The organism is Microbacterium sp. Z10_103, from assembly GCF_058310455.1.
In genome coordinates, this window is sequence record NZ_JBZEGK010000001.1 from 147,876 (window position 1) to 170,394 (window position 22,519).

General features: G+C 68.1%; 23 protein-coding genes. 21 read left to right on the forward strand and 2 right to left on the reverse strand.

Annotated elements, in window-relative coordinates; translation table 11 throughout:
- Window positions 1-6: 6 nt before the first annotated feature.
- The 7 genes from AC4FS2_RS00605 (at window position 7) to AC4FS2_RS00635 (ending at window position 6,340) form a co-directional block, all read left to right on the forward strand.
- On the forward strand, window positions 7-576 hold the full coding sequence (locus tag AC4FS2_RS00605) for a hypothetical protein (protein ID WP_491176063.1): 570 nt from the start codon (window positions 7-9) through the stop codon (window positions 574-576).
- Window positions 577-816: 240 nt separating this feature from the next.
- Window positions 817-1,185 (forward strand): 30S ribosomal protein S12, encoded by a 369-nt coding sequence (gene rpsL, locus AC4FS2_RS00610; RefSeq protein WP_484510388.1) that lies wholly within the window; start codon window positions 817-819, stop codon window positions 1,183-1,185.
- A 5-nt stretch (window positions 1,186-1,190) separates the two neighbouring features.
- On the forward strand, window positions 1,191-1,661 hold the full coding sequence (gene rpsG, locus AC4FS2_RS00615) for a 30S ribosomal protein S7 (RefSeq protein ID WP_150920673.1): 471 nt from the start codon (window positions 1,191-1,193) through the stop codon (window positions 1,659-1,661).
- 74 nt (window positions 1,662-1,735) lie between these two features.
- Complete coding sequence (gene fusA / locus AC4FS2_RS00620) at window positions 1,736-3,850, forward strand: elongation factor G (RefSeq protein ID WP_491154424.1); 2,115 nt, start codon at window positions 1,736-1,738, stop codon at window positions 3,848-3,850.
- Window positions 3,851-4,009: 159 nt separating this feature from the next.
- Window positions 4,010-5,203: an elongation factor Tu gene (gene tuf, locus AC4FS2_RS00625; protein ID WP_491154422.1), complete on the forward strand. Its 1,194-nt coding sequence runs from the start codon at window positions 4,010-4,012 to the stop codon at window positions 5,201-5,203.
- 257 nt (window positions 5,204-5,460) lie between these two features.
- Window positions 5,461-6,000, forward strand: coding sequence for an LPXTG cell wall anchor domain-containing protein (locus AC4FS2_RS00630; protein ID WP_491154420.1), 540 nt, complete (start codon window positions 5,461-5,463; stop codon window positions 5,998-6,000).
- A 124-nt stretch (window positions 6,001-6,124) separates the two neighbouring features.
- Complete coding sequence (locus AC4FS2_RS00635; RefSeq protein WP_491154418.1) at window positions 6,125-6,340, forward strand: hypothetical protein; 216 nt, start codon at window positions 6,125-6,127, stop codon at window positions 6,338-6,340.
- A 62-nt stretch (window positions 6,341-6,402) separates the two neighbouring features.
- Here the strand turns inward: AC4FS2_RS00635 and AC4FS2_RS00640 are convergent, their stop codons facing one another.
- Complete coding sequence (locus AC4FS2_RS00640) at window positions 6,403-6,687, reverse strand: hypothetical protein (protein WP_491176065.1); 285 nt, start codon at window positions 6,685-6,687, stop codon at window positions 6,403-6,405.
- A 55-nt stretch (window positions 6,688-6,742) separates the two neighbouring features.
- The gene (locus AC4FS2_RS00645; protein ID WP_491154414.1) at window positions 6,743-7,990 is read right to left on the reverse strand and encodes a YhgE/Pip domain-containing protein; all 1,248 of its coding nucleotides are present in this window, start codon (window positions 7,988-7,990) and stop codon (window positions 6,743-6,745) included.
- A gap of 71 nt (window positions 7,991-8,061) precedes the next feature.
- Between AC4FS2_RS00645 and AC4FS2_RS00650 the strand changes: the two genes are divergently transcribed.
- The 14 genes from AC4FS2_RS00650 to rplN all read left to right on the forward strand — a co-directional run bounded on the left by AC4FS2_RS00650 (window position 8,062) and on the right by rplN (window position 22,517).
- Window positions 8,062-8,706, forward strand: a complete 645-nt coding sequence (locus AC4FS2_RS00650) for a MerR family transcriptional regulator (protein ID WP_491176067.1) — start codon at window positions 8,062-8,064, stop codon at window positions 8,704-8,706.
- Between the two features lie 191 nt (window positions 8,707-8,897).
- On the forward strand, window positions 8,898-16,391 hold the full coding sequence (locus AC4FS2_RS00655; RefSeq protein WP_491176069.1) for a hypothetical protein: 7,494 nt from the start codon (window positions 8,898-8,900) through the stop codon (window positions 16,389-16,391).
- Between the two features lie 384 nt (window positions 16,392-16,775).
- Window positions 16,776-17,084, forward strand: a complete 309-nt coding sequence (gene rpsJ, locus AC4FS2_RS00660) for a 30S ribosomal protein S10 (protein WP_045246810.1) — start codon at window positions 16,776-16,778, stop codon at window positions 17,082-17,084.
- A gap of 8 nt (window positions 17,085-17,092) precedes the next feature.
- The gene (rplC, locus tag AC4FS2_RS00665) at window positions 17,093-17,752 is read left to right on the forward strand and encodes a 50S ribosomal protein L3 (protein WP_491154409.1); all 660 of its coding nucleotides are present in this window, start codon (window positions 17,093-17,095) and stop codon (window positions 17,750-17,752) included.
- Between the two features lie 4 nt (window positions 17,753-17,756).
- A complete protein-coding gene (gene rplD, locus AC4FS2_RS00670) occupies window positions 17,757-18,422 on the forward strand; it encodes a 50S ribosomal protein L4 (protein ID WP_491154407.1) in 666 nt (221 codons plus the stop codon).
- Window positions 18,419-18,715 (forward strand): 50S ribosomal protein L23, encoded by a 297-nt coding sequence (rplW, locus tag AC4FS2_RS00675; RefSeq protein WP_491154405.1) that lies wholly within the window; start codon window positions 18,419-18,421, stop codon window positions 18,713-18,715. Before rplD ends, rplW begins: the two co-directional genes overlap by 4 nt.
- 25 nt (window positions 18,716-18,740) lie before the next feature.
- A complete protein-coding gene (gene rplB, locus AC4FS2_RS00680) occupies window positions 18,741-19,580 on the forward strand; it encodes a 50S ribosomal protein L2 (protein ID WP_491154403.1) in 840 nt (279 codons plus the stop codon).
- A 13-nt stretch (window positions 19,581-19,593) separates the two neighbouring features.
- Complete coding sequence (gene rpsS / locus AC4FS2_RS00685) at window positions 19,594-19,875, forward strand: 30S ribosomal protein S19 (protein ID WP_147911206.1); 282 nt, start codon at window positions 19,594-19,596, stop codon at window positions 19,873-19,875.
- A gap of 26 nt (window positions 19,876-19,901) precedes the next feature.
- Window positions 19,902-20,309: a 50S ribosomal protein L22 gene (gene rplV / locus AC4FS2_RS00690; protein ID WP_491154401.1), complete on the forward strand. Its 408-nt coding sequence runs from the start codon at window positions 19,902-19,904 to the stop codon at window positions 20,307-20,309.
- The gene (gene rpsC, locus AC4FS2_RS00695) at window positions 20,309-21,079 is read left to right on the forward strand and encodes a 30S ribosomal protein S3 (RefSeq protein ID WP_491154399.1); all 771 of its coding nucleotides are present in this window, start codon (window positions 20,309-20,311) and stop codon (window positions 21,077-21,079) included. Before rplV ends, rpsC begins: the two co-directional genes overlap by 1 nt.
- Window positions 21,079-21,498 carry a 50S ribosomal protein L16 gene (gene rplP, locus AC4FS2_RS00700; protein WP_400852303.1) on the forward strand — a complete coding sequence of 140 codons (420 nt, stop codon included), beginning with the start codon at window positions 21,079-21,081 and terminating at the stop codon, window positions 21,496-21,498. Before rpsC ends, rplP begins: the two co-directional genes overlap by 1 nt.
- Window positions 21,498-21,809 carry a 50S ribosomal protein L29 gene (rpmC, locus tag AC4FS2_RS00705; protein WP_491154397.1) on the forward strand — a complete coding sequence of 104 codons (312 nt, stop codon included), beginning with the start codon at window positions 21,498-21,500 and terminating at the stop codon, window positions 21,807-21,809. Before rplP ends, rpmC begins: the two co-directional genes overlap by 1 nt.
- Window positions 21,809-22,144 (forward strand): 30S ribosomal protein S17, encoded by a 336-nt coding sequence (rpsQ, locus tag AC4FS2_RS00710; RefSeq protein ID WP_491154396.1) that lies wholly within the window; start codon window positions 21,809-21,811, stop codon window positions 22,142-22,144. The genes rpmC and rpsQ overlap by 1 nt, the downstream gene beginning before the upstream one ends.
- A gap of 4 nt (window positions 22,145-22,148) precedes the next feature.
- Window positions 22,149-22,517, forward strand: a complete 369-nt coding sequence (gene rplN / locus AC4FS2_RS00715) for a 50S ribosomal protein L14 (RefSeq protein ID WP_484510406.1) — start codon at window positions 22,149-22,151, stop codon at window positions 22,515-22,517.
- Window positions 22,518-22,519: the final 2 nt, after the last annotated feature.

Sequence of the window (22,519 nt, forward strand, 5' to 3'; positions counted from 1 at the left end):
CCGGACATGACCGAACCGGCCGACGAGGACGACGTCACCATCTGGGCGGGGCGCCTGCGGGCGTGGCCGGGCTCGTCGCCCGACCCGGAACCCGACGCCGGCTTCGACGACGCGACGGCGCTGGTCGCGCGCGCCCCCGCCCCAGCAGGCCGGCGCCGGACCGCTCTGCCGGCGGAGCAACCCGTGCATCCGGAGCCGGAGCCGGAGCCGGAGCCCGAGCCGGAGCCGGACGCCACAGCGCTCCGGCCCCGCCCCGCGGATGCGGAACCGGGGAAGGCGACGCCCGGAACCGCGACGCCCGGAGCCACCGGCCCCGAGGGGCGGCGCACCGCGCGGATCCCCGAGCCGGAGTCCCGCGAGATCTACCGTCCCCGCCTCTCCCAGCCGGAGATCGTCGAACGTCGCGCTCCGGCCCCCCGCGCGCCGCAGCATCCCGTCGGCAGGGACGCCACCGCGGTGGGGGCGGCCCAACGGATGCGGCGGCGCCGTCGCCGCTGGGTGACGATCGTCGTGTGCGTGGCGGCGCTCGCGGCTCTCGCGGCCGCGGGAGGAATGCTTCTGCTCGCTCTCGGCTGAATCCCGCGTTTGCCACCCCTCCCGGACGCGCGTATCATTAGTCGGGTGTGCGCACATGCGCGCTCTGCGTCGTGCCCCGGCTCGCTGCAGGCGGGTACGCGCGGCATCTCAGGGAACGGCCTGCGAACAGGCCACCCCCACGGCATACCCACCAAAGATCGCGCCGGTTTTCCGGGCGCGCGGGCGGGTCTGTGGTGAAACCACATGGCTGTCACCGTGCAGCATTATCAAGGAGAGAACGTGCCAACCATTCAGCAGTTGGTTCGCAAGGGGCGTGCGCCGAAGGTCTCGAAGACCAAGGCTCCCGCACTGAAGTCGAACCCGCAGCAGGCAGGCGTCTGCACCCGCGTGTACACGACCACGCCCAAGAAGCCGAACTCGGCGATGCGCAAGGTCGCCCGTGTCAAGCTCCGCAACGGCGCCGAGGTCACCGCCTACATTCCCGGCGAGGGCCACAACCTGCAGGAGCACTCGCTCGTGCTCGTGCGTGGCGGCCGTGTGAAGGACCTTCCCGGTGTGCGCTACAAGATCGTCCGCGGCGCCCTGGACACCCAGGCCGTGAAGAACCGCAAGCAGGCCCGTAGCCGCTACGGCGCGAAGAAGGGTTGAGTTAGATGCCTCGTAAGGGTCCCGCCCCCAAGCGTCCCGTCGTCAACGATCCGGTGTACGGCGCTCCCGTCGTCACCCAGCTCGTGAACAAGATCCTCGTCGACGGCAAGAAGTCCATCGCCGAATCGATCGTGTACACCGCGCTGCGCGGCGTCGAGACCAAGAACGGCCAGGATGCGGTCGCCACCCTCAAGAAGGCGCTCGACAACGTGCGCCCCACCCTTGAGGTCAAGAGCCGCCGCGTCGGTGGTTCCACCTACCAGGTGCCGGTCGAGGTCAAGCCTCACCGCGCCAACACGCTCGCCCTGCGCTGGCTCGTCAGCTACGCCAAGGGCCGTCGTGAGAAGACCATGACCGAGCGCCTCCAGAACGAGATCCTGGATGCCTCGAACGGCCTGGGTGCCGCGGTCAAGCGCCGCGAAGACACTCACAAGATGGCCGAGTCGAACCGCGCCTTCGCGCACTACCGCTGGTAAACAGCTTTTCTGCATCCGGCCGGGGACACTGTCCCCGGCCGGATGCACCCCACAAGATGTAAAGGAAAACCCCCGTGGCACAAGAAGTGCTCACCGACCTCACCAAGGTCCGCAACATCGGCATCATGGCGCACATCGATGCCGGCAAGACGACGACGACCGAGCGCATCCTGTACTACACCGGAACCAACCACAAGATCGGCGAGACGCACGATGGCGCGTCCACGACCGACTGGATGGAGCAGGAGCAGGAGCGCGGGATCACGATCACGTCCGCCGCCGTGACGTGCTTCTGGGACAAGAACCAGATCAACATCATCGACACCCCCGGTCACGTCGACTTCACCGTCGAGGTCGAGCGCTCGCTCCGCGTGCTCGACGGCGCCGTCGCGGTGTTCGACGGCAAGGAGGGCGTCGAGCCCCAGTCCGAGACGGTGTGGCGCCAGGCCGACAAGTACGACGTGCCCCGTATCTGCTTCGTCAACAAGATGGACAAGCTCGGTGCCGACTTCTACTTCACCGTCGACACGATCGTCAACAAGCTCAAGGCGAAGCCGCTCGTCATCCAGCTCCCCATCGGCGCCGAGAACGACTTCGTCGGCGTGGTCGACCTCGTCGAGATGCGCGCCCTGGTGTGGGCCGGTGACGCCAAGGGTGATGTGACCATGGGCGCCAAGTACGACGTGCAGGAGATCCCGGCCGACATGGCCGACGTCGTCGCGAAGTATCGCGAGATGCTGCTCGAGACGGTCGCCGAGTCCGACGAGGCCCTGCTCGAGAAGCACTTCAGTGGCGAGGGTCTCACCGTCGCCGAGATCAAGGCCGCCATCCGGAAGATGACCGTCAACTCGGAGCTCTACCCCGTGCTCTGCGGATCGGCGTTCAAGAACCGCGGCGTGCAGCCGATGCTCGACGCCGTCATCGACTACCTCCCCTCTCCCCTCGACGTGCCCGCGATCGAGGCGCACGACCCGAAGAACGAAGAGACCATCATCGAGCGTCACGCCGACCGCGATGAGCCGTTCACGGCGCTCGCGTTCAAGATCGTGACGCACCCGTTCTTCGGTCGCCTGACCTACATCCGCGTCTACTCGGGTCACCTCGACTCGGGGAGCCAGGTGGTCAACTCGACCAAGAGCAAGAAAGAGCGCATCGGGAAGATCTTCCAGATGTACGCGAACAAGGAGAACCCGGTCGACGCCGTCACCGCCGGGCACATCTATGCCGTCATCGGGCTCAAGGACACCACTACCGGTGACACGCTCTCCGATGCGCAGCACCAGGTTGTGCTCGAGTCGATGACGTTCCCCGAGCCGGTCATCGAGGTCGCCATCGAGCCGAAGACGAAGGCCGATCAGGAGAAGCTGGGTCTCGCGATCCAGAAACTCGCGGAGGAGGACCCGACGTTCCGCGTCGAGCAGAACTCCGACACCGGTCAGACGGTCATCCGCGGCATGGGCGAGTTGCACCTCGACATCCTCGTGGACCGCATGAAGCGGGAATTCAAGGTCGAGGCCAACGTCGGCAAGCCGCAGGTGGCGTACCGCGAGACGATCAAGAAGGCCGTCGAGCGTCACGACTACACGCACAAGAAGCAGACCGGTGGGTCGGGTCAGTTCGCGAAGATCCAGTTCGCGCTGGCACCTCTCGAGGTCACGGCCGACAAGACGTACGAGTTCGAGAACAAGGTCAGTGGTGGCCGGATCCCGCGCGAGTACATCGAGCCGACCAACCAGGGCTTCCAGGATGCGATGGCTGTGGGCGTGCTCGCGGGCTACCCCATGGTCGGCGTCAAGGCGACGCTGACCGATGGCGCCGCGCACGACGTCGACTCCTCGGAGATGGCGTTCAAGATCGCCGGTTCCATGGGCTTCAAGGAGGCCGTGCGCAAGGCGAACCCGGTCATCCTCGAGCCGATCATGGCCGTCGAGGTGCGCACGCCCGAGGAGTACATGGGCGACGTCATCGGCGACCTGAACTCCCGTCGTGGCCAGATCCAGTCGATGGAAGACGCCGCCGGCGTCAAGGTCGTCCGGGCCAACGTCCCGCTATCCGAGATGTTCGGCTACATCGGCGATCTCCGCTCGAAGACCTCGGGCCGCGCCGTCTACTCGATGGAGTTCGACAGCTACGCCGAGGTTCCTCGCGCGGTCGCTGACGAGATCATCCAGAAGACCAAGGGCGAGTAACACTCGCCCGGATGTCGGGGGTTCCCGAGCCTGGCGACGGGCCCCCGGCATCCAGCAAACTCAATACCGACTCTCTAGTAATCTGAGAACCATCCCCGTAGCTGTCCGGTCGCAACCCAGTGCCCGGAAGTCCTACACGAACGTCCTGAGGAGGACCCAGTGGCTAAGGCCAAGTTCGAGCGCACCAAGCCGCACGTCAACATCGGAACCATCGGTCACGTTGACCACGGCAAGACCACGCTCACCGCCGCGATCTCGAAGGTGCTCGCCGACAAGTACCCGTCGTCGACCAACGTTCAGCGCGACTTCGCGTCGATCGACTCGGCGCCCGAAGAGCGCCAGCGCGGCATCACCATCAACATCTCGCACGTCGAGTACGAGACCCCGAAGCGTCACTACGCCCACGTCGACGCCCCGGGCCACGCTGACTACATCAAGAACATGATCACCGGTGCCGCACAGATGGACGGCGCGATCCTCGTGGTCGCCGCGACCGACGGCCCGATGGCTCAGACCCGTGAGCACGTTCTGCTCGCCAAGCAGGTCGGCGTGCCGTACCTGCTCGTCGCGCTGAACAAGGCCGACATGGTCGACGACGAGGAGATCCTGGAGCTCGTCGAGCTCGAGGTCCGCGAGCTGCTCTCCAGCCAGGACTTCGACGGCGACAACGCTCCCGTCGTCCGCGTCTCGGGCCTCAAGGCTCTCGAGGGTGACGAGCAGTGGGTCAACTCGATCGTCGAGCTCATGGAAGCCGTCGACGAGTCCATCCCCGACCCGGTGCGTGACAAGGACAAGCCGTTCCTCATGCCGATCGAGGACGTCTTCACCATCACCGGCCGTGGCACGGTCGTCACCGGTCGCGCCGAGCGTGGCACGCTGGCGATCAACTCCGAGGTCGAGATCGTCGGCATCCGCCCGACGCAGAAGACGACGGTCACCGGTATCGAGATGTTCCACAAGCAGCTCGACGAGGCGTGGGCCGGCGAGAACTGTGGTCTGCTTCTTCGTGGCACCAAGCGTGACGACGTCGAGCGCGGCCAGGTCGTCGTGAAGCCGGGTTCGGTTACGCCGCACACCAACTTCGAGGGAACCGCGTACATCCTCTCGAAGGACGAGGGTGGCCGTCACAACCCGTTCTTCACGAACTACCGCCCGCAGTTCTACTTCCGCACCACGGACGTCACCGGCGTCATCACGCTCCCCGAGGGCACCGAGATGGTCATGCCCGGTGACACCACCGAGATGTCGGTCGAGCTCATCCAGCCGATCGCCATGGAAGAGGGCCTCGGCTTCGCGATCCGTGAGGGTGGCCGCACCGTCGGCGCCGGCACGGTGACGAAGATCCTCAAGTAAGTCTTTCGACTTCACCGACAGGGGTCGGGCCTTCGGGCCCGGCCCCTGTCGTCGTATCCGGAGGCTGTCGTTTGTTTCGTTCAGATGAACAAACTGGGACTCAGTTAGCGGTCAGTTGTGGTTTTCCTGAGAATCTCGATAGATTGACGGAGAAGTAGCGGGGAAAGGTGCCACCTCCCCCATCCAGTTCGATCGCGGATGGATCTACGTATCCCTGCTTCGTGTCCTCTGCACGAAATCCAGCATCGGAGTATCGAATGAAGAACCTTCACACAAAGTTTGCCGCTGTCGTCATCGCGGCCGCCGCCTTCACCGCCGTTCCCGCCGCCGCCATGGCCGCTGGATCCGCCGCCTACCCCGACACCCAGGTCGTCTCGGGTGCGGCCGCTCTGGCGCCCGGCGCCAGCGCCACCTACGTCTTCGGCGGGTTCACTCCCGGTGAGGACGTCACCTTCACCCTGACGGGTGAGAGTGTCGCCGACCAGCACCTCGCCATCGTCCGCACCGCGGTCACCTCCACCACCGAGGTGAAGACGGCCGCTGCCGACGGCACCGCATCCGTCGTGGTCACCCTGCCCTCGAACGCGACCGGCACGTACACGCTGACCGCTGACAGCGCGTCGGTCGACCCGGCCAGCGTCACGATCTCCGTCGCTGCGGCCGGCGGGCTGCCGGCGACCGGTATCGACGCGGCATCCATGACCAGCGTCTGGATCGGTGGTGGCGCCTTGCTCGCCGCCGGTATCGCCGTCACGAGCGTCGCGATGATCCGTCGTCGCCAGGCTCAGGAGAGCTGAGACCCGCATTTCGCACGAAGGCCCCTCGTCCGCGGACGGGGGGCCTTCGCCGTTCCGTGTCCAGCCCTCCCGGAGATCTCCGCCGACCGGGCACAATGGCGAGAACGGATCGGAAGGAGCACCCATGGGTGTGGATGACATCGTCAACAAGGGCAAGCAGTTGTTCGAGCAGAACCGCGACAAGATCGAGGAAGCGCTGAAGTCCGAGCGTGCCGAGGATGTCAGCGACCGCGTTCTCGATGGCGCGGCCGACGCCATCAAGAAGGTCGTTCCGCAGGAGCACCGGGCCAAGGTCGACGAGACGCGAGCGAACGTCGACAAGCACGTCGGCAACCAGTAGCCGACACAACACCGCAGGCTCCCCGCATGAGTGCGGGGAGCCTGCGGGTGTGGGAGCTTCGGTCAGCGGCCGTCGGCCTGCAAGCGGCTGATCTCCCGGGCGACCTGATCCTGCCGTACGCGGAAGGGCGTCCGGCCGTAGATCAGCAGTCCCGCGATGACGGCGGCGACGGTCATCCCGAGGAGGGACCACACGGGCCAGAAGTAGCCGCCCGGTGTGGTGAGCCCCCAGATCAGCAGCTGTGCAGCCGCGGCCAGGACCCAGAGGCCGATGATCGCCTTGTAGACGTTCTTCGCGACGACGATCCGGCGGGCGCGACGTTCCAGGGTGTATTCGCTAGTAGACATGATTCTCTTTCTGGCTGCTGAGCAGCCGGGTGTGGTGCGGTGGAAGGGCCGGCGGTCAGGATGACGCGACGGTGGAAGGGCGGGGGCTGCGGCTGAATGCCGGAACCTTGCCGTAGAGGGTGGTGACGAGCAGCCCGAGCGCGATGCCGATCGCGCCCCCGATCCCGACGCTCACCCACGCGTCGGCGAGTCCTGCCGCGGGGTTCCCGTCGAAGTAGAACAGCGAGCGGATGCCGTCGACGATGGGGCGGAACGGTGCGAAGCTCGAGGTCCACTGGAAGAACGGGGGAGTGGCCTCCAGAGGAACGGTTCCGCCGGACGAGGCCATTGCCAAAGCGATGAAGAACACCGTGTTGACGAGGGCGCCGATGCCGGGGCCGAAGATTGCGAAGACGGTCAGGGCGCTGGCGCCGACCGCGGCGATGACGGCGCTGGAGAACAGCCAGAGGGCCCAGGGGTCCCCGATCGGGATGCCGATCACCTGTGTCGCCATCGTCTGCAGCACGAGCGCGGCCACCGGTGAAGCGATCAGCAGGATGGAGAGCTTTCCGAGGTACGTCCGCAGACGTGATGTCGGTACGAACGGTCGTCGCTGGACGACGGGGCCCACCTCGCTCGGCGCGAATCCCAGGGCGGAGTCGACGAGCGGCCCGATCAGGGATGCGCCGATGAACGCGATGAGAACAAGGATGAGTGCGTAGTAGAAGGCGCTGGTGCCGAGGCCCGCATGTGCGGGCAGCGGGTCGAAGGCGGTCGAGGTGATGTCGAACGGTTCCGCCAGCAGTGCGGCATTGGCCGCAGGCAGCGGAGCAGCACCGGCCGTGAGACGGGCGCCGAGCTCCTGTGCGACGCCATGAAGCAGCGGGACCACGTTGCCGCTGAGCAGCCCGTTGCTCAGGCCGCCGTCACCGGCGTTGGCGAAAATCGTCACGGTCGGTACGGATACGGGCCCACCGGTGGGCAGCAACGTGGCTATGGAAGCGTCGAAGTCCGCGGGGAGCACGACCGCACCGGCGATCCGGTCCTCCTCCATGGCGAGCGACATCTCCCCGTCGGTCATCCGAGTGAAGGCGATCTTTCCCCCGCCGCCGTCCTCGATGGCATCGGCGACCGAAGAGGCCAGAGCCGGCGCGCTCCCGGACTGTTCCTCGACGACGAGCCCCACGGGGAGGTTCTCGAGGTTCGCCTGCGGGTCGGTCGTGCTCGACAGATAGATCGCGGGGAAGAGGGCGGAGATTCCGAGGATGAGCATCAGCGGGATGAGCCACGTTCGGAAGTTGGTCAGAACTCGTGCAGCGGACATTTCGAGCCGCTCCTTTTCTAGATAGTCAACTATCTATGAGTAAGATAGTACAGATATCCAAAGGAGTCAACATGAGGATTTCTGAACTGGTCAGCCGGGCCGACGTGCCCCTGGCAACCGTGAAGTTCTACATTCGAGAAGGCATGCTTCCGCCCGGCCGGGTGACGAGCGCCCGCCGCGCGGATTACGACGAGTCACACCTGCAGCGGCTCCGGCTGATCCGTTCACTCACCGTCGTCGCGGGATTGCCGCTGAACCGTGCGAAGCGGATCCTCGAGATCATCGACCATCCCGAGGGCTCGCTGTACCACATGCTCGGGCAGGCCATCGAGGCGCTGGCGGGCAGTGCGGCGTCCGATGCGGCGACCCCCGGGGAGGGCGAGGCCGCGTCCCCGCGCGCTCGGGCCGCGCTGACCGATCTCGGGCCTGCCTACGCGAGGTCGGAGGATCGCATGGCGGCCTTTGCTCAGCTGGACGCTGCGCTGGCCGCAGCGGAGGAGTCGGGGGTCACCATCGACCGGGCGCAACTTCGGCTCTACGGAGAGCACATGGCAGCCATCGCTCGTGCCGAAGTCGACGCGTTGCCGCGCGAGAACCCGCGGGCCTCGATCCAGTACGCGGTGCTCGGTACGGCGCTGGGGGAGCCGGTATTGGCGGCGCTCCGCAGGCTCGCGCACCAGAATCTCGCCGCGGGTCTCGAGGACAGCACGCGCTGATACGGGGCATCCACGCCGTCGTCGCTTCTCCTCCGCTCCCACCACCTCATCCCTTCTTTCGGCGATAGGACTTAAGGCCCCATCCCAGGGTCCCGGGTCGAAGGGCCCTTCCCTGTTGCCAGAGCGCCGGTTTACGTTCGGTGCGCCAAAGGGTGCTGGTCACCCCGTCGACATGCGTCAACGAGGTGGTCATGATCAGAGGCACACACAGGGGGGCGTCCGCCGCCCCGCGCCGACTCGGACTGGGTCGCCCATGGTACAGCGGCGGTGTCGTGGCACTGCTGACCGCGGTGCTCGTGTTCACCGGCGCCGGTGCGCCGGCCATGGCCGCTGTCACCCCTCCTGCCGGCCCGGCGGAGTCCGCCGCAGCCGTCCCGCCCGAGCAGGACGCGCCGCCCGCGCCGGAGGCGCCCGCTCCTTCCCCGGCGCCCTCGCCGGAGCCCGCGCCGCCTGAGCCCGCGCCGCCTGCGCCCGCGGCGCCGGTCCCCGCGCCGCCCGAAGAGCCCGCCGCTCCCACCGCCGAGCCGGTGCCGCCCACGGAGGGAACCACCCCGGCACCGACCCCCACTCAGCCGCAGCCCGCCCCGCAGGCCACGGACGAGCCCGCGGATGTGGGCGTCCTCGCCGTGCCCGAACCGGGCTCCACCACGGCCGTGATCACCGTGAAGGTCGGCTCCGACCGCACCGGGATCACCGGGGTGACGAACCTCGCCGGCGTGGTGCTCCTGCTGAACGAGGGCGGCGCGTCCGGGCCGAACGGCACGCGCCCCGACGGGGTGGCCGGCACCGCCGACGGATGGGCCAAGTGCACGTCGGACGCCGCCGGGGACTGCTCGTTCGTCGTGCCCAACACCGGCGTGGGGGCGTTCGGCTTCCCCCAGGCCAATCGCGACGACCGGTACTGGGTGGTTCAGGCCAGCGTGCCGGAGGGGTACTACGCCAACCCGTCGCTGCGCACCGGGCCCGGCACCGGAGGCGGCACGGCCACCGCGTACCAGTTCCGTACCGGCACCCAGCTGCGTGCCGGCAACGTCTACAGCTCGCAGAACGCCAGCAACTTCATGCTGTCGTCGGGCTCGCAGGCGACGGCATCCGGCGGCATCTGGCAGCAGTCGCGCAACAATCCGACCCTGAGCGCCTCCTGCGGCCTCGACGTCGCGCTGATCCTCGACCTATCGGGGTCGGTCGGATCCAGTACGGGGCAGCTGAAGGCCGCCGCCGACACGTTCGTCGACTCGCTCGCGGGGACGCCGTCGCGCATGTCACTGTTCTCCTTCTCCACCGTCACGCCGGCGGAGGGGGCCAGCGCGAACTACCCGAGCCTGACCTCCGTGGCCACGGCCACCCAGGCCGATGCCTTCAAGAACCGGTACGCGAACTGGACGGCGGTGGGCGGCACGAACTGGGACCGGGGACTCGGTGTGGCGGCTGCGGCGAACACGGCGGCGAACAACTTCGACCTCGCCGTGATCATCACCGACGGCGATCCCACCCTTTACAACCAGCCCTACCAGGGGCCGGGCAACTTCAATCGCTTCCGCGAGACCGAGAACGGCATCTTCTCCGCCAACGCCCTGAAGGCCGGGCCGGCAGGCGGGTCCCCCACACGGCTCATCGCGTTCGGCGTCGGTGACGGAGCGAGCGGCGCCGCGACGGCGCTGAACCTCCGCGCCATCTCCGGCCCCACCGCCTACGACGGTTCCAACGGCACGTCGGCCGACTACTACCAGACCGCCAATTACGCCGCTGTGGGGACGGCGCTGCGCACGCTCGCCCTCGGCAACTGCGAGGGAGACCTGACCGTCACCAAGCAGATCGTTCCCGCGTCCGCTCCGGCCGACTCGATCGAGGGGGCGACGCCCGCCGGCGCCGGCTGGCAATTCACCAGCGACATCGGCACGCCCGGCGTCACGACGCCCGAGCCGGTGCTCACGACGACCGCGACCGGTACGGGCACGGTGAGCTACCGACTGGAGTACCCCGGCGGCACGGATGCGGCAACGGTGACCGTCACCGAGGCGCAGCAGCCCGGGTTCACGCTGCAGCCGGTGGACGCGCAGAACGCGGTGTGCACGAATCTGAACACCGGTGACCCGGTCGTGCCCACTGCCTCGCCGACGAACGGCTTCACGGTCACCGTGCCCAGCACGCAGGCGGTCAACTGCACCGTCTACAACCGCGCCCCCTCGCCAGAGGCCGACATCACCGTGAGCAAGAGTTGGATCGTCAACGGCGTGACGTACGAGGAGGGCGCGCAGCCGAGCGATCTCTCCGCGCAGCTGCAGCTCACCGGGCCGGACGGCGCGGGCGCGACCGGTCAGGGATGGGGCGTCACGCGGACCGGATACGCCCAGGGCGACGCCGTCACCCTCTCCGAGCAGCTCACCCTCATCGACCCCACCCTGTGCACCGGCACCTCCGCGGTGACCAGCGTCAACGGACAGACCGTCCAGACGCCGCTCGGCGACGGGTACGACCTGGCGCTGACGCAGGCGCAGAACACCGCGACGATCACCAACACCGTCACGTGCGAGAGCCGCCTCACCCTCGCCAAGGAGGTGGACGGCGGCGACGCCGATCCGACCAGCTGGACGCTCAACGCGTCCTTCCTGCCCGACGCACCGGTTGCCGAGGGACTCCCCGGGTTCTCCGGTGCATCCGGTGCCGACGAGGCGACGTCGCAGGAGGTCACCCCGGACGCCCGCTACCAGCTCTTCGAGAGCGGCGGCGACGCCCGCTACGTGCAGGTCGACGAGCGTACCGACCTGCAGGCCAACCCCCTGTCCACGGGGTCGGCGACGTGCATCCGCGTCGACGAGAACGGCGACAGGTATCCCGGCAGCGGCTACTCGGACGGGATCAACGGCGGCGTGAACGTGCCCCTGGGCTACCGCGTGCAGTGCACCTTCGTGAACCAGGACGCTCAGCTCACCCTGCTGAAGACCCTCGTCGAGGACGATGGCGGCTCGGCCACGGCCGACGAATGGGAGCTCACGGCCACCCCGGCGACCCTCGAAGGTCTCACGCCCACCACCGTGACGGGATCCGAGGAGGTCTCGGCGGCGAGCATCATCCAGGTGCGCCCCGACCACGTGTACACCCTCACCGAGGAGTCGGCCGTCGAGGGGTACGAGTTCTCGCGTCTGCAGCAGCGCGTGGGCGAGGAGTGGGTGGATGTCGAGGCCAACCCCGATCCGGCCGGCTACCCGCGGCAGAACGCCGCGGGAGACTGGGAGGTCACGGTCCCGGCTCTCGGCAGCCCGGTGTACCGCTTCGTCAACGACGACGTCGCCCCCACCCTCACCCTGGTGAAGCGGGTCGTCACCGACACCGGCGGCACCGCGGTCGCAACGGACTGGACCCTCACGGCGACGACCCCCGATGGCCCGAACCTGAGCGGCGCGAGCGGCACCCCCGCGGTCACCTCGCAGCCTGTGACAGCAGGGGTCCCCTACACGATCGGCGAGACGGGGCCGGACGGATACGACTGGACGACCCTGAGCTGCACCGGATATCCCGACACGACGAGGGCGGCTCCGGAGCTGACCCTCCAGCCCGGTGACGCCGTCACATGCACGCTGACCAACGACGATGTCGTCGTCCCGGTGACGATCGAGAAGTCCGACGGCGCAGCGGCGCAGTCCGCCGACGGGATATGGACCATCCGCTACCCCGTCGTCGTCACCAACACCAGCAGCACCCTGCCCACGACCTACTCGCTCACCGACGTGCCCGGCTTCGACGCCAGCTTCACCGTCCTCACACAGGGGTGGGAGGGCGCGCCCGATGTGACCGACGTGCCTCTGGAGGCCGGCGGCACCGACGAGTACACGTACGTGATCACGGCCGAGGTGAACCGCACCCCGGTCGACGCGTCGGCGCTGGAGTGCTCGACGACCGGAGGCGGATTCTTCAACACCGCCGAGGCGACCTACCCCGGCGGCGAGGCGAGCGACACCGGATGCGCCGTCCCGGCCGCTCCGACCGTCGAGAAGATCGCGCAGCCCTCGGTGCAGAACCTCACCACGGGCGAGTGGACGCTCAGCTACCGGGTCGCCGTGGCCAACCCCAGCCAGATCGAGCTGGCCTACGATCTCACCGATATTGCCGGGGAGCTGCCCGCCGGCGTCACCGGGGGTACGTGGACGGCCTCGGATCCCGTTGCCGTCGGCGGTGGCACGTTCGTGCGCAGCCCCGATCCGGTGGGAGACGGGCCGCTCGCGACCGGCACGCTTCCCGCCGGTGCGACGCACACGTATACGCTCTCGCGCACCGTGACGGTGGCGGCATCCGTCGGCGACGAGGCGCTCACCTGCGGCCCGGTCATCGGCGAGGGCGGCGGCGTGTGGAACACCGCGACGGTCACGAACGGCATCGCCGAGCCCTCCTCGTCCGACTGCGCTCAGATCGAGCGCCCCGACGCCGACGTCACCAAGACGGTGACCTCGACGCTGCAGCTGGCGGACGGCACCTGGCAGATCACGTACGACATCGCGGTGGCGAACGCCTCGGATTCGCTCGCGGCGGTCTACAGCCTCGACGACACCCTGCAGTTCGGCGGCGACATCACGGTCGAGGGTGCCACGTGGACGGGTCCCACCGGCACGGGCGACTTCGCCGCCGACGGCACGGCCACCCTCGCGACGGACCGCGCACTCGCGCCGGGCACCACGGAGACCTACACCGTCGTCGCCCGTGCCGGCATCGACGCGGCGGCGTGGGAGGGCGGCGAGCTCGCGTGCGACGGCACGACGGCCGGCGGGTTCCTGAACACCACCACGCTCACCGTCGCCGGCGAGGAGGTTTCGGCCTCCGACTGCTCCGAACCCGCCCTGCCGACGATCGACAAGGTCGGCGTCGCGGTGACCCAGGATCCCGACGCACCCACGCGATGGACCGTCACGTATGACCTCACCGTCACCTCGGGCGGCTACGACACCTTCTACTCGCTCGCCGACAGCCCGTCCTTCCCGGAAGGCGTCACCCTCGACGCCGGGACGGCCCAGCGCACCGACACGGAGGTCCAGCCGCTCCTGCCCGTGACTCGCGGCGTGGACTTCGTCACCGGCGTCCCGCTGGCCGCCGGTGCGACCCACGTGTACCGCGTGACGTGGCAGGTCGAGCTCACCGATGCCTACAGCGAGGATGACGCCGCCTGCACCGGCGAGGCCGGCAGCGGGTTCTTCAACGCCGCCCTGCTGCAGGTCGGCGACATCCCGATCGACGCCACCGACTGCATCCCCGTCGACGAGCGGGTGTACCCGTCCGTGGCGAAGACGGTGACGACCACCGAGCAGGACCCGCAGACGGGCCTCTGGACCATCGAGTACGACCTCCAGGTGACCCTGCCCCCGCTCGGCGAAGACAACCCGAAGGGGCTGTCGGCGGCGTACGACCTCACCGACACGCTCGATTTCGGCGACGGCATCGACATTCGCAGCGCCTCGTGGTCGGGACAGTCCTCCGGCGACTTCACGTTCTCGCCCGAACCGGCGGTGCTCGCCTCCGGCACGGCGATCGCGGCCGGGGCGACCCACACGTACACCGTGCGCGTGGTGGCCGCCGTCACCGCAGCCGCGGTGGAGGGCGGCACCACCGCGTGCCTGGCCGACGGGGCGGGCGGGTTCCTCAACACCGCGCAACTGACCTCGGCGACCGTGGAGACCGACGTGCGCGCGTGCTCGGAGCCGGCGTTCCCGGAGGTGGAGAAGACCGCCGTGGGCGAGGCGGTGCTCGACCCCGACACCGGGCTGTGGTCGGTCGTCTACGACATCGCGGTGCGTTATCCCGACGACGCCGCCGACCCCCTTCCGCCGATCGGGTACGTCCTCACCGACGTTCCCGACCTTCCGGAGGGCGTCGAGCTGGCCGGCGAATGGACCGCGGAGGCGGGCACGGCCGACACCCCGGCACCGGACCAGCCCTCGTGGGACGGCACCGGCACATGGACGATCGTGACCGGCACCTTCGACCCTGCCGCCGACGGCGTCCGGGAGCACCTGTTCACCATCACCGCGCAGGTGCGCATCACCGCGACGCCGACCGGCGAGCCGGTGCAGTGCGACGACATCGAGGCGCCCGGCGTCCCCATCACCAACACCGCGACCGTCGCGTCGGGCGGGTACCGCGCCGACGACGACGCGTGCGAGCTCGTGCCCTTCGACGACGTCGGGATCGTCAAGACCACCGACGGCGTGGAAGGACCGCTGGAAGCCGGCGCCACGTTCGACTACGTGCTCACGGTGACGAACAACGGCACCCTGGATGCGACGGACGTGAGGGTCGCCGACCCCGTTCCGAGCCGCCTGATCGTCACCGCGATCGATCTCTCTGCGGCCCCAGGCTGGTCGAACGACAACGCGCCGGCGCTCGTGGACGAGGACAATGGCGTGGCGCTGAGCGCGGCGCGGCTCGCGCCGGGTGCGAGCGCACAGATCCGGCTCTCGGTGACGGTGGGTGCGCTGCCTGCCCCCGACGTGGTCGCGCTCGGCCCCGACGACCCTGCGCCGACGCCGGAGCTGCCCGCGAGCGCCCTCGTCAACGAGGCGTGCGTCACGGCGGTGGGCGACAGCGACCCGAGCAACGACTGCGACGACATCACGGTCCAGACCCGCGACATCGCCGCGGCGGTGTTCACGCGCTGCGTGACGGATGTCCCCACCCTCGGCTTCACCCTGGTCAAGACGCCCGATCTCGTGGCCGAGCCGGTCGAGCTTTCGTGGACGCCGGATGGTGCGAGCACGGCGACCGATCCGGCTTCGTTCGAGCGGTCCTACCCCGGAGGGTCGACGGTCCACACGGACGAGTTCCCGTGGGTGGGCGTGACCTCCACGCCCGCCGGCATCGGGATCGACAACGCCGGCCTGCGGCCGCTGCGCGCGTCGGACTACGCCCCTGGTGGCGGGTATTACCTCCCCGGCACCACGACCGTCATGACGCCGGAGCAGCAGGCGCAACTCGTCGTCAACGGACTCATCGTCGATCCCAGCGAGGCCGACTTCGCCTGGCGCGGCGCCACCACCCTGACCCTCACCGTCAACCCGAGCCAGACGTTCCGGATAGCCGCGATGCCCGCCGGCGGAGACTGTGCTGCCGCGCGCCACTCGGAGGTGCGGATCGAGAAGACCACCGCCGTCGAACGCGTGGCGCCCGGGGGGGACTTCTCCTACCAGCTGGAGACGGCCAACGTCAGCGACGACTCTGCGGCAGAGGGGATCGTCGTCACCGACGAGATCCCGGCGGAGATCCGCATCACCGGCGTGTCCTGGCCGGGGGAGGGCGACCCCGACGTGTTCCCGAACTGGCGCACGTGCGCCGTGACGGGCCAGAACAGCAACGGATACGGCGGAACGCTGCGCTGCGAGCTGTACGGGCCGCTTCATCCGGCCGGATCGGGGCTCGGCGCCTCCAGCGCCCCGACCATCACGCTCGACGCCATCGCGAGCCCGACCGCAGGCCAGCGCACCATCCGCAACATCGCCGTCGTGGAACACCACACCTTCGGCGACCCGGACGATCGCGGCACCGACAGCGACGACGCGCTCGTGCGGGTGTCGACGCTGCCGGCCACCGGCGGCGTGCCCGAGCTCGCGCTCCTCCTGTTCGCTCTGCTGGCCCTGGGTGGGGGAGCGGCGGGACTGCTCCTGCGGGATCGACGCCGGGAGGCGGATGCGCCGACGTCCTGAGGCCTGCGGTCCCGGATGCGACACGCCCGGGTTTGCGACACGCCCGGGCTGCACGTAGACTAGGGCAGTTCCACATTCCGGGAGCCGCCACGTGCGTGCTCCGGATCACTGCCAGGGCAGTGCATAGGCAGCGCGCAAGCGTGACGACCTAGGCCGCGGGCAGCAGAACAACACACCGACCCCCTGTGCTCCCTCCGGAGCCGTGCGTCCGCGCGCGGGGCGGGTCGGGCCGGATGCGAAAGCGTGCGGTTTGACAGCAGAACAGCGGTGCAGCATCGCCCGAAAGGGTGCCGAAGTGCCAGGCGCGCAAGCGCCACCGTGCGTCCAATGCCCGTGGTCCTAATGAACACAGTGGTAAGACGCGAGAAAGAGAGTGAGCAGACAATGGCGGGACAGAAGATCCGCATTCGCCTGAAGTCGTACGATCACGCCGGACTGGACTCGTCCGCGCGCAAGATCGTCGACACCGTGACCCGCGCCGGCGCCACGGTCGTCGGCCCTGTGCCGTTGCCGACCGAGAAGAACGTCGTCGTCGTCATCCGGTCGCCGCACAAGTACAAGGACAGCCGCGAGCACTTCGAGATGCGCACCCACAAGCGCCTCATCGACATCATCGACCCGACGCCCAAGGCCGTCGACTCGCTGATGCGTCTCGACCTCCCGGCCGACGTCAACATCGAGATCAAGCTCTGAGGTCCGACATGGCTGATATCAACTCCAAAGTTTCGAAGGGACTGCTGGGCACCAAGCTCGGCATGACCCAGGTTTGGGACGCGAACGGCAAGCTCGTTCCCGTCACCGTCATCGAGGTCGCTCCGAACGTCGTCACCCAGGTGCGCACGCCGGAGAAGGACGGCTACAACGCCGTTCAGATCGCCTACGGCCAGATCGACCCCCGCAAGGTGAACAAGCCGCTCACCGCCCACTTCGAGGCGGCCGGCGTCACCCCTCGCCGCCACCTCACCGAGGTGCGCACGGCGGATGCTGCTGACTACTCACTCGGTCAGGAGCTCACCGTGGAAGGCCTCTTCGAGGCCGGCCAGCTGGTCGACGTCGTCGGCACCAGCAAGGGCAAGGGCACCGCGGGTGTCATGAAGCGCCACAACTTCAAGGGCGTCTCCGCTTCGCACGGTTCGCACCGCAACCACCGCAAGCCCGGCTCGATCGGCGCCTCGTCGACCCCGAGCCGTGTCTTCAAGGGCATGCGCATGGCCGGCCGTATGGGTGGCGAGCGCGTGACCGTCCTCAACCTCACGGTGCACGCCGTCGACGCCGAGAAGGGTCTGCTGCTCGTCAAGGGCGCGGTTCCCGGCGCACGCGGCCGCATCGTCTACGTCCGCAACGCAGTGAAGGGTGCCTGATTCCATGGCTGACTCGACTCTCGCGCTCGACGTCGTGAAGGCAGACGGCGGAAAGGCCGGCTCCGTGGAGCTGCCCGCCGCCCTGTTCGACGTCAAGACGAACATCCCCCTCATCCACCAGGTCGTCGTCGCGCAGCGCGCGGCGGCTCGCCAGGGCACGCACTCGACCAAGCGTCGTGGCGAGGTCTCCGGTGCCGGCCGCAAGCCCTTCAAGCAGAAGGGCACGGGTAACGCCCGTCAGGGCTCGATCCGCGCGCCGCACATGACCGGTGGTGGCATCGTCCACGGGCCCAAGCCTCGCGACTACGGCCAGCGCACCCCCAAGAAGATGATCGCCGCCGCGCTCCTGGGCGCACTGAGCGACCGCGCTCGCGGTGACCGTCTCCACGTCGTCGACTCGTTCGGCATCGAGGGCGCCCCGTCCACCAAGGCGGCTGTGGCCGTCGTTTCCGCTCTCGCTCCGGCGAAGAGGAACGTCCTCGTCGTGATCGAGCGCGGTGACGAACTCGCCATCAAGAGCGTCCGCAACCTCGCGTACGTCCACGTGCTGAGCTTCGACCAGCTCAACGCCTACGACGTGCTCGTCTCCGACGACATCATTTTCACCAAGGCCGCCTACGACGCGTTCGTCGCGTCGAAGGCCGGCTCCACCGAGGAGGTCTCGGCATGACCGTCAACAAGGACCCGCGCGACGTCATCCTGAAGCCGGTCGTCTCCGAGAAGAGCTACGGGCTCATCGACGAGGGCAAGTACACGTTCTACGTGGACACCCGCGCCACCAAGACCGAGATCAAGCTCGCCATCGAGAAGATCTTCGGCGTGAAGGTCGCTGCGGTGAACACGCTGAACCGCACCGGCAAGGCACGCCGCACCCGCTTCGGGACGGGAAAGCGCAAGGACACCAAGCGCGCCATCGTCACGCTCAAGTCGGGCACCATCGACATCTTCACGGCTGTCGGCTGACGGTCGGGACAGAAGGACTCCAACTATGGCTATTCGCAAGTACAAGCCCACGACCCCCGGTCGCCGCGGCTCGTCGGTGGCGGACTTCGCTGAGATCACCCGATCGACGCCCGAGAAGTCTCTCCTCCGCCCGCTGTCCAAGACCGGTGGTCGCAACAACCAGGGCCGCATCACGACGCGTCACATCGGTGGCGGCCACAAGCGCCAGTACCGTCTGATCGACTTCCGTCGTAACGACAAGGACGGCGTGGACGCCAAGGTCGCTCACATCGAGTACGACCCCAACCGCACCGCGCGCATCGCACTGCTGCACTACGTGGACGGCGAGAAGCGCTACATCCTCGCGCCGAACAAGCTGAAGCAGGGCGACGTCGTCGAGTCGGGTGCCGGCGCCGACATCAAGCCCGGCAACAACCTGCCGCTGCGCAACATCCCCACCGGTACCGTCATCCACGCCATCGAGCTTCGGCCCGGCGGCGGCGCGAAGATGGCCCGTTCGGCCGGCGCCTCCGTGCGCCTGGTCGCCAAGGACGGCCCCTACGCGCAGCTGCGCCTGCCCTCCGGTGAGATCCGCAACGTGGATGCACGCTGCCGCGCGACCATCGGCGAGGTCGGCAACGCCGAGCAGTCGAACATCAACTGGGGCAAGGCCGGCCGCAACCGCTGGAAGGGCATCCGCCCGACCGTCCGCGGTGTCGCGATGAACCCGGTCGACCACCCGCACGGTGGTGGCGAGGGCAAGACGTCCGGTGGACGTCACCCGGTGTCGCCGTGGGGCCAGAAGGAAGGCCGCACGCGTCACGCCAACAAGGAAAGCGACAAGCTGATCGTCCGCCGTCGCACCGCCAGCAAGAAGCGCAAGTAGGTAGGAACAGAAGATGCCACGCAGTCTTAAGAAGGGCCCCTTCGTCGACGAGCACCTGCTTCGCAAGGTCGTGTCGCAGAACGAAGCGGGAACCAAGAACGTCATCAAGACCTGGTCACGTCGCTCGATGATCATCCCGGCCATGCTGGGTCACACCATCGCAGTGCACGACGGTCGCAAGCACATCCCTGTGTTCGTGACCGAGACCATGGTCGGTCACAAACTGGGCGAGTTCGCCCCCACCCGCACCTTCCGCGGCCACGTGAAGGACGACAAGAAGGGCCGCCGCCGCTGACGCGGTGGCGCTGAGAGGAGAGAGAAATGGTGGAGTCCATCGCACGTGTGCGACACATCCGCGTGACCCCTCAGAAGGCTCGTCGTGTCGTCGCGCTCATCAAGGGGAAGCAGGCCGAAGAGGCTCTGGCGATCCTGAAGTTCGCGCCGCAGAGCGCGAGCGAGCCGATCTACAAGCTCGTCGCCTCGGCGATGGCGAACGCTCGCGTCACGGCCGACAAGACCAACGAGTACCTGGATGACGCCGACCTGTACGTGGCCAACGCGTACGTCGACGAGGGCACGACGCTCAAGCGTTTCCAGCCCCGCGCCCAGGGTCGCGCATTCCAGATCAAGAAGCGCACGAGCCACATCACGGTCGTGCTCTCCACGCCGGCGGTCGCAGACGCTGCGACCGGCGCCGACGCCGGCACCACAAAGAAGGCGAGCAAGTAATGGGACAGAAAGTCAACCCGTACGGCTTCCGCCTCGGTATCACCACGGACCACGTATCGCGGTGGTTCTCCGATTCGACGAAGCCGGGCCAGCGTTACGCCGACTACGTGGCCGAGGACATCAAGATCCGTCAGCTCCTGAAGACGCAGCTCGACCGCGCCGGTGTGAGCAACATCGAGATCGAGCGCACCCGTGACCGGGTCCGCGTCGACATCCACACCGCCCGCCCGGGCATCGTGATCGGCCGCCGTGGAGCCGAGGCCGAGCGCATCCGTGCCGACCTCGAGAAGCTCACCGGCAAGCAGATCCAGCTGAACATCCTCGAGGTGAAGAACCCCGAGGCCGACGCTCAGCTGGTCGCGCAGGGCATCGCCGAGCAGCTCTCCGCACGTGTGGCGTTCCGCCGCGCGATGCGCAAGGGGCTGCAGGGCGCGCAGCGCGCCGGCGCCAAGGGCGTCCGCATCCAGGTCTCCGGCCGCCTCGGCGGCGCCGAGATGAGCCGGTCGGAGTTCTACCGCGAGGGCCGTGTGCCGTTGCACACGCTTCGCGCGAACATCGACTACGGCTTCTACGAGGCGAAGACCACCTTCGGCCGCATCGGCGTGAAGGTCTGGATCTACAAGGGCGATCTCACCAACAAGGAGCTCGCACGCGAGCAGGCCAGCGCGCCGAAGTCCCGCGGTCGTGACGACCGTGGCGACCGTGGCGACCGCCGTCCGCCGCGGGCACCCCGCAACGAGGCCCCCGTGGCAGAAGGAGCGCCGGCGTAATGCTCATCCCCCGCAAGGTCAAGTTCCGTAAGCAGCACCACCCGGGACGCTCGGGTCAGGCCACCGGTGGCACGAAGGTCTCGTTCGGCGAGTTCGGCATCCAGGCCCTCACCCCCGCGTACGTGACCAACCGTCAGATCGAGTCCGCTCGTATCGCGATGACCCGTCACATCAAGCGCGGCGGCAAGGTGTGGATCAACATCTACCCCGACCGACCCCTCACCAAGAAGCCCGCCGAAACCCGCATGGGTTCCGGTAAGGGTTCGCCGGAGTGGTGGGTCGCCAATGTCAAGCCGGGCCGCGTCCTGTTCGAGGTCGCGGGCGTCAACGAGGAACTCGCTCGTGAGGCGCTGACCCGTGCCATCCACAAGCTGCCCCTGAAGGCACGCATCATCAAGCGCGAGGAGGGCGACGCGTAATGGCGATCGGCACCAAGACGCTCGCACCCAGCGAGCTCGACACGTTCGAAGACTCCCGTCTCGTGGAGGAGCTGCGCAAGGCCAAGGAAGAGCTGTTCAACCTGCGCTTCCAGTCGGCCACCGGGCAGCTCGAGAGCCACGGCCGCATCCGTGCGGTCAAGCGCGACATCGCGCGTCTGTACACCGTGATCCGCGAGCGTGAGCTCGGGATCCGTGCAACGCCCGCGCCTGTCGAGACCACGAAGGCGAAGAAGAGCAAGGCCAAGAAGGCGGACGCCGCTGACGAGGCCGTGAAGGAAGAGGCTGAGTGATGGCCACCACCAAGAAGACCGCTGAGGTCGCCCCCGAGCAGGCCGGTCACGAGAGCTCCGAGCGCGACGTCCGTGACGTCAACGCCCGTGGTTACCGCAAGGCCCGTCGTGGCTACGTCGTGAGCGACAAGATGGACAAGACCGTCGTCGTCGAGGTCGAAGACCGCGTGAAGCACCCGCTTTACGGCAAGGTCATTCGCCGCACCTCCAAGGTGAAGGCGCACGACGAGGCGAACGCGGCCGGCATCGGCGACCTCGTTCTCATCAACGAGACCCGTCCGCTCAGCGCCACCAAGCGCTGGCGCCTGGTCGAGATTCTCGAAAAGGCCAAGTGATCGCATGATTCAGAACGAATCCCGAATCAAGGTCGCCGACAACACCGGCGCCAAGGAGCTGCTCACCATCCGTGTGCTCGGCGGCTCCAACCGCCGGTACGCGGGCCTGGGCGACGTCATCGTCGCCACGGTCAAGGACGCCATCCCCGGCGGCAACGTCAAGAAGGGCGACGTCGTGAAGGCTGTCGTCGTTCGTGTCGTCAAGCAGACCCGCCGTCCCGACGGCTCTTACATCAAGTTCGACGAGAACGCCGCCGTGATCCTGAAGAGCGACGGGGAGCCCCGCGGCACCCGCATCTTCGGGCCGGTCGGTCGTGAACTTCGTGACAAGAAGTTCATGAAGATCGTCTCGCTCGCACCGGAGGTCATCTGATC

What these genes read in the sequence shown, in the direction of transcription:
- AC4FS2_RS00605 (WP_491176063.1), top strand. Translation starts at nt 7, where the DNA reads ATGACCGAACCGGCCGACGAGGACGACGTCACCATCTGGGCGGGGCGC.
- rpsG (WP_150920673.1), top strand. Translation starts at nt 1,191, where the DNA reads ATGCCTCGTAAGGGTCCCGCCCCCAAGCGTCCCGTCGTCAACGATCCG.
- AC4FS2_RS00630 (WP_491154420.1), top strand. Translation starts at nt 5,461, where the DNA reads ATGAAGAACCTTCACACAAAGTTTGCCGCTGTCGTCATCGCGGCCGCC.
- AC4FS2_RS00635 (WP_491154418.1), top strand. Translation starts at nt 6,125, where the DNA reads ATGGGTGTGGATGACATCGTCAACAAGGGCAAGCAGTTGTTCGAGCAG.
- AC4FS2_RS00640 (WP_491176065.1), bottom strand. Translation starts at nt 6,687, where the DNA reads ATGTCTACTAGCGAATACACCCTGGAACGTCGCGCCCGCCGGATCGTC.
- AC4FS2_RS00645 (WP_491154414.1), bottom strand. Translation starts at nt 7,990, where the DNA reads ATGTCCGCTGCACGAGTTCTGACCAACTTCCGAACGTGGCTCATCCCG.
- AC4FS2_RS00650 (WP_491176067.1), top strand. Translation starts at nt 8,062, where the DNA reads ATGAGGATTTCTGAACTGGTCAGCCGGGCCGACGTGCCCCTGGCAACC.
- AC4FS2_RS00655 (WP_491176069.1), top strand. Translation starts at nt 8,898, where the DNA reads ATGATCAGAGGCACACACAGGGGGGCGTCCGCCGCCCCGCGCCGACTC.
- rpsJ (WP_045246810.1), top strand. Translation starts at nt 16,776, where the DNA reads ATGGCGGGACAGAAGATCCGCATTCGCCTGAAGTCGTACGATCACGCC.
- rplC (WP_491154409.1), top strand. Translation starts at nt 17,093, where the DNA reads ATGGCTGATATCAACTCCAAAGTTTCGAAGGGACTGCTGGGCACCAAG.
- rplD (WP_491154407.1), top strand. Translation starts at nt 17,757, where the DNA reads ATGGCTGACTCGACTCTCGCGCTCGACGTCGTGAAGGCAGACGGCGGA.
- rplW (WP_491154405.1), top strand. Translation starts at nt 18,419, where the DNA reads ATGACCGTCAACAAGGACCCGCGCGACGTCATCCTGAAGCCGGTCGTC.
- rplB (WP_491154403.1), top strand. Translation starts at nt 18,741, where the DNA reads ATGGCTATTCGCAAGTACAAGCCCACGACCCCCGGTCGCCGCGGCTCG.
- rpsS (WP_147911206.1), top strand. Translation starts at nt 19,594, where the DNA reads ATGCCACGCAGTCTTAAGAAGGGCCCCTTCGTCGACGAGCACCTGCTT.
- rplV (WP_491154401.1), top strand. Translation starts at nt 19,902, where the DNA reads ATGGTGGAGTCCATCGCACGTGTGCGACACATCCGCGTGACCCCTCAG.
- rpsC (WP_491154399.1), top strand. Translation starts at nt 20,309, where the DNA reads ATGGGACAGAAAGTCAACCCGTACGGCTTCCGCCTCGGTATCACCACG.
- rplP (WP_400852303.1), top strand. Translation starts at nt 21,079, where the DNA reads ATGCTCATCCCCCGCAAGGTCAAGTTCCGTAAGCAGCACCACCCGGGA.
- rpmC (WP_491154397.1), top strand. Translation starts at nt 21,498, where the DNA reads ATGGCGATCGGCACCAAGACGCTCGCACCCAGCGAGCTCGACACGTTC.
- rpsQ (WP_491154396.1), top strand. Translation starts at nt 21,809, where the DNA reads ATGGCCACCACCAAGAAGACCGCTGAGGTCGCCCCCGAGCAGGCCGGT.
- rplN (WP_484510406.1), top strand. Translation starts at nt 22,149, where the DNA reads ATGATTCAGAACGAATCCCGAATCAAGGTCGCCGACAACACCGGCGCC.